The sequence below is a fragment of the Cerasicoccus frondis genome (assembly GCA_031296915.1).
GTDB lineage: Bacteria > Verrucomicrobiota > Verrucomicrobiia > Opitutales > Cerasicoccaceae > Cerasicoccus > Cerasicoccus frondis.
The window spans coordinates 75,854-88,689 of sequence record JAVDPC010000023.1; the positions used below are offsets into that span (position 1 = coordinate 75,854).

Consider the following 12,836-nt stretch of genomic DNA (forward strand, 5'->3'; position numbering starts at 1 on the left):
TCATGCCGTTGCAAAATCGACATTAGGTATTTGAGTCGGTGAAGGAATGCTGTTTCGCGAAATAATCTCACGGTAATAATGCGCGGAATCTTTAAGTGTGCGCTTCTGCGTTTGATAATCGACATGAATCAAGCCAAAGCGCTGCTTGTAGCCTTCGGCCCATTCAAAGTTATCCATGATCGACCAATGGAAGTAGCCGCGAACGTCCACGCCCTCGTCGATTGACCGCTTCAGGGCCAAGAGGTAGCGCTGCATGTAGTCGATGCGTTGCGGATCATGCACACAGCCATCCAGCGACACCCAGTCATGGCAGGAAATACCGTTCTCGGTAATGTAAACCGGCAGTTTATATTGCTCGTAGAGGAACTTCGTTCCCCAATACATGGCATCCGGTGACACGCTCCAAAGCATGTGCGTGTGGGCAAAGCCATCATGGCGGGTAACGGGTTTCGGGCGGCCATCTTCACCCGCTTGAATCGCCATGCCATGATAGATATTACAACCGTAGAAATCGATGGGCTGCTTGATGATGTCGAAGTCGCCAGGCTCCACCTTGGGGCTGTCTTTGCCATAAGCGCGCAGGCCTTCCTCCGGATAGTGGCCGTGAACAGCAGGATCGCCCCACCATCGATTGTTAAAGTTGGAATCGGCATACACACCGCTCATCACTTGGTAAGCCGCCTCCCGATCCGCCTCGCTGTCGGAGGCTGGATAATAGCAAACGCCTACGGGCGCCCAGCCTACTTTTGCGGGAAGCTTGGACTTTGCGCGAATAACCTGTGTGGCCCGGCCATGAGCAAGCAAAGCGTTATGCCCCGCTTGCAGCACTTTACCCATTTCCAGCTTCATCCCTGGCGCATGTGTGCCGTTACCATACCCCAAGCCGAGGAAACACTGTGGCTCGTTTAACGTAATCCAATGGCTTACACGATCGGACAAGGCATCGACCACAACTTCCGTATAATCCGCAAACCACTCGGGACTTTGCGTGGAAAGCCAGCCACCTTTGCGATCCAAAGCATAGGGCATGTCCCAATGATAGAGCGTCACCCATGGCTCGATTCCCGCAGCCAGCAATTCGTCGACCAGGCGATCATAGAAGCCAAGGCCAGCTTTGTTCACGGCACCCACGCCATCGGGGATAACCCGCGGCCAGGAAATCGACATGCGATACGCGCCCAGACCGATGTCACGCATCAGCGCAACATCCTGCCGATAGTTGTTGTAGTGATCGCAGGCCGTGTTGCCATTATGGCCCATCCAGCAATTCTTTTTGTTCTGGGAAAAAACATCCCATACCGAAAGGCCTTTTCCATCGGCATTCCAAGCGCCTTCGATTTGGTAAGAGGCCGCCGCTGCGCCCCACAGAAAGTTATCGGGAAAGGTATCGTTGTCGTATTGGGTGCTCATCAAGTCGCTGTGTATCGATCAGGGTTTAGGAATCAGAAAAGCCCATTTTACACGATTTTGAGCAACGACATGAACGCAAAACCGACTCCATGCGTGTCATTTTGCTAAGTCAACCGGTCAGCGAGCATCGACGAATCCCAACATCCGACTGCGCGAAGCAACGCCAACCTTCAGCAATCCGACCAGCCAAACCAGCTCAACCCCCTTTCAGCAGTGGGCTTCCAGCCGGATCGAATAGTCCTTTGGCATCACTGCTCACACACAGATAAAGCTCCGTTCAAGTCGGCTATGCGTACTTGTCGAGTCGGTAAACGACTGGCAATCGCGGTCGAAAAATGTTACTTTAGACACGTCAACGGCAATGCCAAGCGAGCCATCAACCCCCTTGCGCCGCAGCATTGCTCAACCTCAACAAGCACTACCCCGATGAATAGACACCCCCGCCCCATCCTACTCACTCTCGCGCTTCCCCTCGCTGCCTTTGCTGCCGATATCCATTGGCATGGCGGAGCCGGTGATGACGATTTTAACAACGGCCTGAACTGGACAGGCACTATCGCCCCCGCCAACGACTTGCTTAGCGATACGGCTGTTTTTGACGGAACACCTTCAACCCAACCCATCTCAATCCCCGCACACCGCCAAGTGTATGCCATCGAATTCGAAAGCGGCGGTTGGCAATTAGGCGGCGCTAATAACATTTCCTTAGCCGACTTGAGTAGCGACGGCATCGGCGAGAACAAGTTCTCGATCGATGTTAAGCTGCAAAGCAATGCCAGTTGGGCAATTGGCAACACGCTAGTCCTGGACAGTGTTCTCTATCAATATAGCGATTCGCTCACCATCCGCGGTGGTGGCGAACTCGTGCTCGCATCCCGCATCAAAGGCATACCGACATCCGGCAACCCAAGATCATTGCACATCAAAGACGCGACGGTTTTCATCGACGATGAGCGTGCTTATCCGAATTACGCGGCGGGCGCCGTTTATCTGGAAGAGCTGACTTCATGCCTCATCCTGCAAGCCACCCTATCAGAGGTAGAAAACTGGATTTCCCAAGGCGACATCGTCGACGCCTATGGCGATGGCCTGGCGCTGACAAATGATCCCACCACCGGCCTGACTTCCGTCATGCCTCAGACTCAATTTGCCACGGAGTGGATCGCCACCAACGGAAACGGCGACTTCAACGACGCACTGAACTGGGACCGAGGCGAGGCGCCAGATGCCGATGACTTTGCGGTCTTCAGCAGCACCAACACCGGTGCGCCGGGCATCGTCAATTTGCCATCGTCGCAGACGGTGTTTGCCGTCGATTTTCAGGACACGGGTTGGACGCTGTCCAGCGCCAGCCAATACCTCCAGTTGATGGATGTATTCAGTGCAGGCAGCGGCGTAAGCACCTTCGACCTCGAGGTCCGCCTGGCTGGCGCTTCGTTCTGGGTCGCGCCCGAAGGCAACACGCTTTCCATCGCCGACACACTCACCCAAGTTGGCAACGACCTGACAGTCGACGGCGGCGGACGGTTTGAGTTCGCGCAGCGCATCCTCGGAATCAACTCCAATGGCGATACCTGGGGCCTCTATATCAACGAAGCCACCGTCTCCATCGCAGATAACAAAGTATTCCCCGACTACTCGACCGGCATCGCGTTCTTCAACAATGCCAACGCCGTGCTGGAGCTGGAGGCCACCACCACACAGACGCAAGCGCTGATCGACAACGGCAGAATCATCGACCTGACCGGACTTGGCTTTATCCTGAACGATATCGGCAACGGCTGGACAGAAGTCACCACTGCGGTAGCGCCGCCCATTGCGGGCAATTGGCAACTTGAGTTCTTCGACAACTTCGAGGGAACGGAACTCGATGGCGACAAGTGGCGACTGGGCACGATGAACCCCGACATCGTGGGCATTGCTGAACTGAGCCCCGGCAATGTTGAGCTCGCCGATGGCAAGCTGCGCCTGAGCGCCACGGTCCATGACGATGGCAATGGTAACGTAACTTACACCAGCGCGCAGATCAGCACCTTCAAAAAATATCGCCAACAGTATGGCTACTTCGAGGCGCGCATGCGCTACCCGGTCCTCGGCGGTTTCTGGCCAGCATTTTGGATGATGCCGGACCGGGGCAACTACGGTCGCCGCGCCAAATACTTTGAATCCTTTTTAAAATTCGATCTGAGCGGAATCGATCCCAGCACCATTGCTTCGGCCGAGTTGCGACTCCATGTCGCCAGTCTCGAAGATGCCGCAAAGCACAGCGTGTGCATCATGGAGTTGGATGATGATAGCTGGAGCGAATCGACGCTTACGTGGAACAATAAGCCCGCCCCAAAGCCCATCTGGATTGAGCGTATCGCCAATGAGGCCGTGGTCGGCGCCGACATGATCGTCGATGTTTCCGACTACATTCTGGAGCAAGCGCAAGGCGATCAGGTCGTGAGCTTCGTTCTCTCGGATCAGTTCATGACGACAAAGGAAGTCAGCCTTCACACACGAGAGGCGACCGACCCAACGGTGCGCCCACGCCTCATCATTGACGGCGTAACTCATTACCCGATCGCCGACACGCACGCGCACGAATTGAACCCGGACACCAACTATGGCAGCGCTGCCCTCATGACCGTGTGCGAAGGCTATGCCAACACGGCTTCGACCAAAACGATCGATGGTGGCCAAGGCATGGAAATCGACATCATGGAACACCTCGGTGTATGGGGGCCAGACACCGCTTCACACGCACTGCATTGGGACGGCTACAATGCTGACCATAAATCGATGGGCAGCGGCGAGCTGGAGTTTCCTTCAACCGAAAGCGACTTCCATGTCTATGGCGTTTACTGGGATGAAGCTCTGATCGAGTTCTACATTGATGGCGTAAAGACCTTCACCTGGGGCAACGGCGAGAACGAAGAAACCTACGATGCGGACCGCATCATGAACATCCCCGCATACCTGATCCTCACGCTTCAACTTGGCGGTTGGGACGGCAACCTGGGGGCCTTGGGCTCACACGTCGATGGCCAATACATCGAAGTCGATTGGGTGCGCGCCTGGAGCGGAACGCCCACCAACCCCTGATCACCGCGAATGAGCCAGCATACTAGCAGCGACCCAATATCCCAGCCAATGCCCTGTCTAGCGAATCACCGGGCGGCGGCGGGCGGTCGCTGCGTATGGCGAATGTTAGACCGATCAGTGATCAGCGCGAGATGGTTGTTTCGTTGCTACCGGAGGGCGATTCGACCAGCATAGCGCCATGTTCAATGACATTCACAGAAGCGAAAAATCGGATCGATTCCCGGACGGCTTTACCTGGGGGACCAGCACTGCTGCCTATCAGATCGAAGGCGCCTGGAACGAAGACGGCAAAGGCCTATCTGTCTGGGATATGTTTACCAGGCAAAAGGGCCGCATTTGGCGAGACAGTGATGGCAAGGTGGCCAGCGATCACTACCACCGCTTCAAGGAAGACGTCGCCCTCATGGCCCAAATCGGCATCAAGGCGTACCGCTTCTCATTCAGTTGGCCACGCATCCTGCCCAACGGCACTGGTAAGACCAACGAAAAAGGCATCGCGTTTTATGACCAGTTAATCAACGAGCTACTCGCCAATGGCATCGAGCCATGGCCGACCATTTTCCATTGGGATCTGCCATACGATTTGTTCTTACGCGGCGGCTGGCTAAACCGCAAATCGTCCGACTGGTTCGCGAACTACACGAAGGTTCTGGTTGATCGCTACTCGGACCGCGTGAAGCACTGGATAACCATCAACGAACCGCAATGCTTCATCCAGCTCGGGCATAAAACCGGGGCCCACGCACCGGGCCTTAAGCTCGGCAACACCGAGATCCTGCTGGCGTCGCACCATCTGCTGTTGGCCCATGGTCGCGCAGTCTCCGTGATTCGTGAACATACCAAGAGCAAGCATCCGGTCGTTGGCTGGGCACCCGCTTGCGCCACCTACTGCCCTGCCAGTCAATCGGTGGAAGATTTGACTGCGGCACGCCAGGCGTTCAACGGCATTTTCCCCGACGGCGTTTGGAACAATCGCTGGTGGGGCGACCCCGTTGTCTTTGGCCACTACCCCGAGGAAGGGCTAAAAGTTTTTGGTGATGCCGCGCCTAAAGCCACCGCGAGCGATTTCGACATCATCAGCCAGCCAATCGATTTTTACGGCTGTAATATTTCGCACGGCACACTGGTCCGCGCCTCGGCAATGGGTGGCCCGGAGAAAGTCGAATCCACCAACAGCACAAATCTCAATCTCTACGGCTGGCCCCAAATCCCCGAGTGCCTTTACTGGGGGCCGAAATACATCTCTGATTTATATTCACTACCCGTCGTGATCACCGAGAACGGTTTTACCGACATCGACCAGGTTCACTTCGATGGTTCGGTGCACGATCATAACCGTATAAATTACCTGATCAAGCACCTGCTTTCTTTGCGACGGGCCATCAGTGAGGGCATTGATATTCGCGGCTACTTTCACTGGTCGTATTGCGATAATTTCGAGTGGCAAGAAGGCTTTCGCCAACGCTTTGGCTTGGTCCACATCGACTACGATACGCAGAAGCGCACGCTCAAGGACTCCGCTTTCTTTTACAAAGGCATCGTCGAGTCCAACGGCGAAAGCCTCCGCATGTATGCCAAGGACAGCGAGGACAACGTGCCCTACATCGTCAAGGAGGCGGTAAACTACATCGAGCGCAACATCTCGGAGCCGTTTAACATCAAAACCCTGGCCAATAAGCTCCGGTGCCATCCGGACTTCCTGAGCCGCCGCTTCAAGCAGTGCTATGAAGTCAGCCTCAAGGACTACATACGCCACACACGGGTGGAGTTTTCGCGCAATCTTCTGCGGACTACCAACATCATCATTGATGACGTCGCGGAACGCTCCGGCTTCTCTGATCGCATTCGCTACAGCAAAGTTTTTCGCGAACTCACCGGCATGACGCCTGGCCAATACCGCAAGCAGTATCGGGAATCCGGCGGGGCCTCCACCAGCACCCCCTTGGGCAACGACACGCCCCGCTAGCCCACAAGACTGCCACAGCATATCGCGCAAGCCATTAGCCCCTGAGACCATCGCTTTTTATATCAGACGACAATCCCCCTGGATTCCAATACACCTAATGAAATCGAAAAAAGACCGATACCGCAAAAGCGCACTCACGCTAATGGCTTCCTGCATTCTCGCCTGCACCATGGCGCTCCCAATGAAGGCCGCAGGCAATGCCGACGAACCAAACGACCTGTTCGCCGTCGATGCCTCAACCGATGTGAGTAAACTCAAGACGACGCACACCGCAGCAACTCTTAAAGACAACAACGGCGACTACACGCTGGAACTCACATTTGGAACTGAGATCGCTTACCCCGCGTTTTACTTTCCCGTTCCGTCCACCGGCTGGGATCTGTCACAGTATAACGGTGTGGAAGTAGACATCACCAACCCCGGCTCCAAGCCCGTCGGTATCGGCATGCGCGTGGACAACGAAGGCGCCTGGAAGGACTCCCCTTGGAGCAGCAACTACATCCGGATCAAGCCCGGCCAAACCAAGACCCTCAAGGTCACTTTTGGTCTGGAAAAAGATAAACCCGGTTACCCGCTCGATCCATCCAGGATCACGCAAATACAGCTGTTCACCATGAAACCGAAAGCGCCGGTCACCATTCAAATTTCTGACCTAAGGGGCTTCGCTTCCTCGGCATCCGAGTCGCAACCAGAGAAGTCAGCAAACAACCAACAGCCCAACATGAATCGCCCACGGATTCAGGGCGAGCTGATCCACCTGGACCAATCGACCGACTTCAGCGGCTACGAGAAATTCCATTCCGATCTTTCGCTTATCGAGCATGATGGCGAGCCGGCACTGGAAATTGTCTTCAGCACCGACGACTCCTACCCCGCCCTGCATTTTCCGATTCCCGATGGTGGCTGGAATCTATCGGACTACGCCGGGGTCCAAGTGCAAGTCACCAACCCCGGCGCCGAGCGCATTGGCGTCGGCATGCGCGTGGATAACGAAGGCTCTTGGAAGGATCGCCCCTGGAACTCCAGCTACACGCGCATCAAGCCGGGAGAAACCAAGACCCTGCAGGTCGTCTTCGGCAAGGACGGCAACAACCCGGGCTACCCCCTCGACTCAAGCCGAGTAAGCAAGATTCAGCTCTTCACGATGAAGCCGAAGACACCCGTGACCGTTATCGCAAAAAACTTGAAGGCATTTGGCTCCCCTCAAGAGATTCAAGGCACCGATGCCAACGACAGCTTTAGCTCGATAAAGGACATTTCCACCCCCGTGACTCCGGCCGATTGGGTGGGCCAGCGTCCACCGGTCGACGGCGATTGGGTCCTTACTTTTGAGGATGATTTCGACGGCGATACTCTGGATGAAACCAAGTGGCTCAAGTGCGATAGCCACTTCAGCAAATTTTTCATCTATCAGGAAGAGAACAGTTACGTGGAAGACGGCGTGCTCAAACTCAGGGCCGAGAAAAAGCCTGTCGACGGCCGCGAATATACGTCCGGGCAGATTGAATCATTCGGCAAATGGGCCCAGCAATATGGCTACTTCGAAGCACGCGTTAAGCTACCCACCACCCGGGGTTTCTGGCCGGCATTTTGGCTGATGCCGGATCGCTACGTCGATGGCCCATCGGATCAGAGATCCATCTGGATTCGCAACAGCACCAAATGGGGCGGCATGGAATTCGATATCCTAGAGCACCTCTGTGAATGGGGCCCCGGGCGCAACAACGTGGCCGTTCACTGGGACGGCTATCAGGATGAGCACAAAAGCTGGGGCAACAACAAAGTATTCTTTGGACCGACCCCGGATGGCTGGCATTACTTCGGCATGCTTTGGGAACCCGGTAAGCTCACCTGGTTCATCGATGGCATTAAAAAAGCCGAATGGACAAACGAGAACATTGGTTCGGTCCCGGCATACATGAAAATCAGCCTGCAACTTGGCGGGTGGGCCACGGAAGACATCGACATGGAAAACATTCACCAAACCTACGACATTGATTCCGTTCGCGTTTGGCAAAAGAAGGAATACATCGACAATCCTCCAACACAGGCCCCGCTTCCCGCTGATCGGCAAGCACACATCGACCAAGCAGCAAAAGACGCCTGATTGGCTCCTGAAATGGGTAAGGGCATACAGAGAGTCCTCTAATTACTCATCCCATGTAACGATATCCGACTAAATATACCCTATACGCTGACCAAAACATCGGAAATGCGTACAACTTCAGTCGGAAAGCATACTGTTCAACCACTGCTGTTTATGCTAGAGTCAATCACCTATACCATTTGAAAGTGCGAATGACGCATTCAACTAACCCTATAAATAAAAAACGATTACCCATGAATCACTCGACTCACACCCCGTTTACTTCATTTACGTCGATTAACGTATCCCTTGCCGCGGCCATTTTATCATCCTTTTCCATCGCAACCGTGAGTGCATCGGTCACCCCTAGCGGATTCACGACTCCCGAATCCAGCGACGCATTCTGGTCCACCGGTGGCGATGCTGGCACACAAGTTCAAGTCGGCAACAGCTCCGGTGACGGCTCGTTACTCATCGACGGTGGCAGCACCCTGACCTCCGCCCGCGGCTTCATCGCCAATACCAGCGGGGTTACTGGCAGTGTCACGATCACTGGCTCCGGCTCCGCATGGAACCTCGCTACCGGGGAATTTCTCAACGTCGGGCAGGATGGCAATGGCACGCTGCTCATTTCCAACGGCGGCGGTTTGACCACGGAAGGCACCAGTAACATTGGCAACACCGCTGGCTCGATCGGTCGGGCCACCATTACAGGTACAGGCTCCTACTGGAATTCCGGCTCCATCTTTCTGGGTAATTCCGGTGACGGCGCCGTTGTCGTGAGCGACGGCGCAAACGTCACTGCAGGCGGAATCTCTCTGGGCCGCAGCTCAGGCGGTGTCGGTTCCTTATTCGTCACCGGCAGCGGTTCCAGCGTATCAACGGATACCATTTCCAACATTGGCTTTGCCGGCTCCGGCTCGCTTACGGTTGCAAACGGCGGCAGCTACTCAACCACTGCGAGCAAGAACATCATCGTAAACCGTAATGGAGCCGCCGAATCCGGCAGGGTAAATATCCACGTTACCAACAACAGCATGGTGAATGCCGCCGGGCAGTTCCAAAACAACGATACGGTCAGCCTCTTTGCGTCACCCACCCTCTCCGGCGGAACCTATACGCCGATCACCGCGAGTTCCTTCACTGGAACCGATGGCGGATACATCACTTGGGGCGGAGACTGGAATATTAGCAACGAATTTGTCGTCAACGCCGCCAGCGCCTCTACCGGTGTAGTCAGCGGAGACTTGAGCGGCCAGCGTCTGAGCTATGATGGCGGTAATTTTGTAGCCGCGTTCCGTGACGATGTCGGTAGCGGAGATTTCTCTGCCACCAGCTTGAGCGTGAGTGAAATCAATGGCGAAACGGTCCTCAGCGCTTACACCGTATCCTCCACTTTATCAGAGTCACCGGACTACATCTATCTGTCTCTTTTGGTGGGCGCATCGGTAGAAGAATACAGCATTTACTTCCGAGAGGATGATCAACAATCCTGGTCGATCGCCGCAGTCGAGAACGTCATTTATGATGGCGAATACCTCAGCTTTACCATTAGTCAAGCCGGTGATTATGCCGCTACCAACAGCATCATTCCAGAGCCGTCCACCTACGCATTGATCTTAGCGTTTGGTGCATTCGGCGCATTGATCCGCAGAAAGCGCAGATAGTAAATCACGAAAGCTCTAACAGCCTGCTTAAGCACACATAACTGCGTCTGCAAAGGTCAATCAACGGTAACTGCCTGACCAAGAGCCTCGGATTACGCCAGTAGAGTGCCAGACTTCGAGATCTCCATAATGGAGATCTCGAAGTCTGGCTCTGCTTGTGCACGCATAAAATTACAGCGTAGCACATCTTCAATAGGATTCCCGCGCCTAGCCTATTATTTCAAGCGCCCAACAAGACTCATCTCCAAACGATAGGCTGCCCCAAAAAGAAGACCTTCCATGCCTGACGGCCTTCCTACAAACAACGCGACACAGCGAGAGACCTTGAAATAGGTAGGCTACAGCAGTGGCTGAGCACTCAGATGACACCGGCATCAATCACTGCCTCTGTTTGATCGGGTACCTGTTGACCGCGATTGAATGGGACTGAGCCCACCGATTCTCCCCAAAGACCTAACAACGATCTAAATAAACGTGACCCCATATTAGTCACACCGACAAGCTACATAAACCGTTGATTTCTAGGCGACTTGCAACGTTCTGACCAGTGGTGACACACCATCTTAGATGGTACCCCCCCGGGGACTCGAACCTACACATTCAAATTCGCAAAGCATTGATCAACAAACATCTTACAAATCAGGCTCACCCCAAAACACACAAATACACCCACAAGATTCTGGCTCAAAATGTCCCATTCTACAGCGAGTTGTCGAACTATGGCGAACGCTCCCAAAGCCTTTGAAGCTGGCGATTTTAGCAATCATTGATTCGCATGATAATCCCTAACCTGTGTAGAGTTCAAGGGAGTCACCCACAAGCCGCATAAGCAGATTTCGAATCGAGATTACATCGTCCAGCTAGTCTGCCAGCAACTCAAGCGCTACTAAAGAAAATATCCTCGATCCAAATCGTACATGCTGGGTTCTATTCGACCCCAAAGTAATTGTAGCGGCGGCAATCATCTAACCGAAGCGCCTTCATCCACAAACACTACATGGCATGTTAGTGGTGATGATGATGTGTATGTATGCCCCAAGCCCATAGCTTTCCCGACCAGAGGACTTGGTCATCAGATTCAATATAAGCGTCATGCCAAGCACCATTGGGTTGCTCTTGACAGTGCTGAGTTTCGGAGCACATGCACCTATCGTAGCTACGATAACTACGATAGTTTGCATCACGCGGCGATCACGCTATGACGCTTTGCGTATGAGGCGGGCGTCATGGCTGGGATTTGGTGATTCGTAGCTTTGGGCAAGGTCTCCAAGAGATAGCGAAGGTAGGCGTATGGTTCGAGTCCTTGTCGTTTGGCGGACTCGACGATAGTGTAGAGGATGGCGCTGGTTTTGCCGGATGCTTCGGAGCCGATGAAGAGCCAGTTTTTTTTGTTATGGAAAGCTTTTCATAACGCGAAGAACTTCCTGTTCATTGGACATCCCGACGCCGGACAACGCTCCGCAGTCATTTACTCCATCGTGGTCTCCTGTCAGCGCCATCGCGTCAACCCCTTCGATTACCTCCGGGATGTCCTGACCCGCTTGCCCAAGATGACCAACCAGGACGACATCAGCGCACTGGCACCATCCAAATGGTCGTTACCAACCACGTGACCTCACGGCATCAATCTTTGGTAAATGACGTCACGTCATTGGTCCATGTGAAGTCACGTCATTGCCAAATATCGTCAGACCTGCCCAACGACACTCCGCGTCAATAGGGCCGAGCGTCGGACGTTTACCATCTAGGGGGCGAGAAGAAAAGCCATCCAGCCCATCCGCTGAGCGTGACGTGGACTTTCGGACCAATGACGACGGACAGCAGGAGTGGGTGTTCGAGTGAGTTTGCTACTTTGGGGAATTATTTCGGGCGAAAATTATCCCATAAAAAATTAGCTCAATTAAGAGGTCTAAAGCTATGCTAGTTTGTTGAGTTCACGTCTCGCCATGCACTGCTGATCCACTCCCCAAAAATCAACATGAGCTTGCTCCAGAAAGTGAAAACATTTCCCTAAATTGGGATTTTTCGCCAACATTCTATCAAAATGAGCGTTTGCTATTTCAAGATTGTTGTCCACGCCTTTGATTTCAAAACACAATTTACGAGCATACATACCCCTTCTGTTGCTCCAGCGCTTAAGAGCCATTGCTGCTTGGTCGAATTGATCGGAAAGATCACTTTCCTCATCGATGATTACAATCAATGTCGCAGAAAAGTATTCATCATTGCCCTGAATGTAACTGGTCTCAAAAAAATCCATTCCAAAAATTAGTAATGTTAAAAACTATCCGATTTTCAAACCCGAATATGTTACCAGCAAACACGGATTGAGGCGTAATTCTGCCTTAGCCTTATATTTTCCCAAATCAAAGTCACAGTAAAGTATATTATTATCAATCCACACCGAACATAGACCTTCCTGGCTAATACAGAACAATTCCTTTTCATGGTCGAAGAGAATGATTTGAGCTGACTCTGCGACAACATCGAATGAGAACTCTACCCTCCGCTGTTGCCTGATCGCAAGAAAGGTGTATGTAAAATCATCCTGCCTAACTTGATTACCAAAAAAATCAGCGAGTCGCTCTAAAGAAGGATACGTAGAATTTTCTTTCTGCAT

At 53.4% G+C, this 12,836-nt stretch carries 9 protein-coding genes; 5 read left to right on the forward strand and 4 right to left on the reverse strand.

Translation table 11 applies throughout. The features are described from left to right. The gene (locus RBB63_RS17050) at positions 1–1,410 is read right to left on the reverse strand and encodes a GH1 family beta-glucosidase (protein WP_309386193.1); all 1,410 of its coding nucleotides are present in this window, start codon (positions 1,408–1,410) and stop codon (positions 1–3) included. A 426-nt stretch (positions 1,411–1,836) separates the two neighbouring features. On the opposite strand from RBB63_RS17050, the gene RBB63_RS17055 reads away from it, so the two are divergent. The 4 genes from RBB63_RS17055 (at position 1,837) to RBB63_RS17070 (ending at position 10,216) form a co-directional block, all read left to right on the forward strand. Then, positions 1,837–4,497, forward strand: coding sequence for a CBM96 family carbohydrate-binding protein (locus RBB63_RS17055; RefSeq protein WP_309386194.1), 2,661 nt, complete (start codon positions 1,837–1,839; stop codon positions 4,495–4,497). A 178-nt stretch (positions 4,498–4,675) separates the two neighbouring features. Further along, on the forward strand, positions 4,676–6,463 hold the full coding sequence (locus RBB63_RS17060; RefSeq protein WP_309386195.1) for a GH1 family beta-glucosidase: 1,788 nt from the start codon (positions 4,676–4,678) through the stop codon (positions 6,461–6,463). Between the two features lie 97 nt (positions 6,464–6,560). Beyond that, complete coding sequence (locus RBB63_RS17065) at positions 6,561–8,570, forward strand: family 16 glycosylhydrolase (protein ID WP_309386196.1); 2,010 nt, start codon at positions 6,561–6,563, stop codon at positions 8,568–8,570. A 233-nt stretch (positions 8,571–8,803) separates the two neighbouring features. Next, positions 8,804–10,216, forward strand: coding sequence for a PEP-CTERM sorting domain-containing protein (locus tag RBB63_RS17070; RefSeq protein ID WP_309386197.1), 1,413 nt, complete (start codon positions 8,804–8,806; stop codon positions 10,214–10,216). Between the two features lie 1,180 nt (positions 10,217–11,396). Here RBB63_RS17070 and RBB63_RS23605 read toward each other — a convergent pair. Further along, positions 11,397–11,588: a transposase domain-containing protein gene (locus tag RBB63_RS23605; RefSeq protein WP_343219134.1), complete on the reverse strand. Its 192-nt coding sequence runs from the start codon at positions 11,586–11,588 to the stop codon at positions 11,397–11,399. Between RBB63_RS23605 and RBB63_RS17075 the strand changes: the two genes are divergently transcribed. After that, a complete protein-coding gene (locus RBB63_RS17075) occupies positions 11,554–11,829 on the forward strand; it encodes a transposase domain-containing protein (protein WP_309386198.1) in 276 nt (91 codons plus the stop codon). The genes RBB63_RS23605 and RBB63_RS17075 overlap by 35 nt on opposite strands. Before the next feature lie 302 nt (positions 11,830–12,131). On the opposite strand, the gene RBB63_RS17080 is transcribed toward RBB63_RS17075, so the two are convergent. Both RBB63_RS17080 and RBB63_RS17085 read right to left on the reverse strand, forming a co-directional pair. After that, on the reverse strand, positions 12,132–12,476 hold the full coding sequence (locus RBB63_RS17080; RefSeq protein WP_309386199.1) for a hypothetical protein: 345 nt from the start codon (positions 12,474–12,476) through the stop codon (positions 12,132–12,134). 24 nt (positions 12,477–12,500) lie between these two features. Further along, positions 12,501–12,836 carry a hypothetical protein gene (locus RBB63_RS17085; protein WP_309386200.1) on the reverse strand — a complete coding sequence of 112 codons (336 nt, stop codon included), beginning with the start codon at positions 12,834–12,836 and terminating at the stop codon, positions 12,501–12,503.

What these genes read in the sequence shown, in the direction of transcription:
- RBB63_RS17075 (WP_309386198.1), top strand. Translation starts at nt 11,554, where the DNA reads ATGGCGCTGGTTTTGCCGGATGCTTCGGAGCCGATGAAGAGCCAGTTT.
- RBB63_RS17085 (WP_309386200.1), bottom strand. Translation starts at nt 12,836, where the DNA reads ATGCAGAAAGAAAATTCTACGTATCCTTCTTTAGAGCGACTCGCTGAT.
- RBB63_RS17065 (WP_309386196.1), top strand. Translation starts at nt 6,561, where the DNA reads ATGAAATCGAAAAAAGACCGATACCGCAAAAGCGCACTCACGCTAATG.
- RBB63_RS17070 (WP_309386197.1), top strand. Translation starts at nt 8,804, where the DNA reads ATGAATCACTCGACTCACACCCCGTTTACTTCATTTACGTCGATTAAC.
- RBB63_RS17080 (WP_309386199.1), bottom strand. Translation starts at nt 12,476, where the DNA reads ATGGATTTTTTTGAGACCAGTTACATTCAGGGCAATGATGAATACTTT.
- RBB63_RS17055 (WP_309386194.1), top strand. Translation starts at nt 1,837, where the DNA reads ATGAATAGACACCCCCGCCCCATCCTACTCACTCTCGCGCTTCCCCTC.
- RBB63_RS17060 (WP_309386195.1), top strand. Translation starts at nt 4,676, where the DNA reads ATGTTCAATGACATTCACAGAAGCGAAAAATCGGATCGATTCCCGGAC.
- RBB63_RS17050 (WP_309386193.1), bottom strand. Translation starts at nt 1,410, where the DNA reads ATGAGCACCCAATACGACAACGATACCTTTCCCGATAACTTTCTGTGG.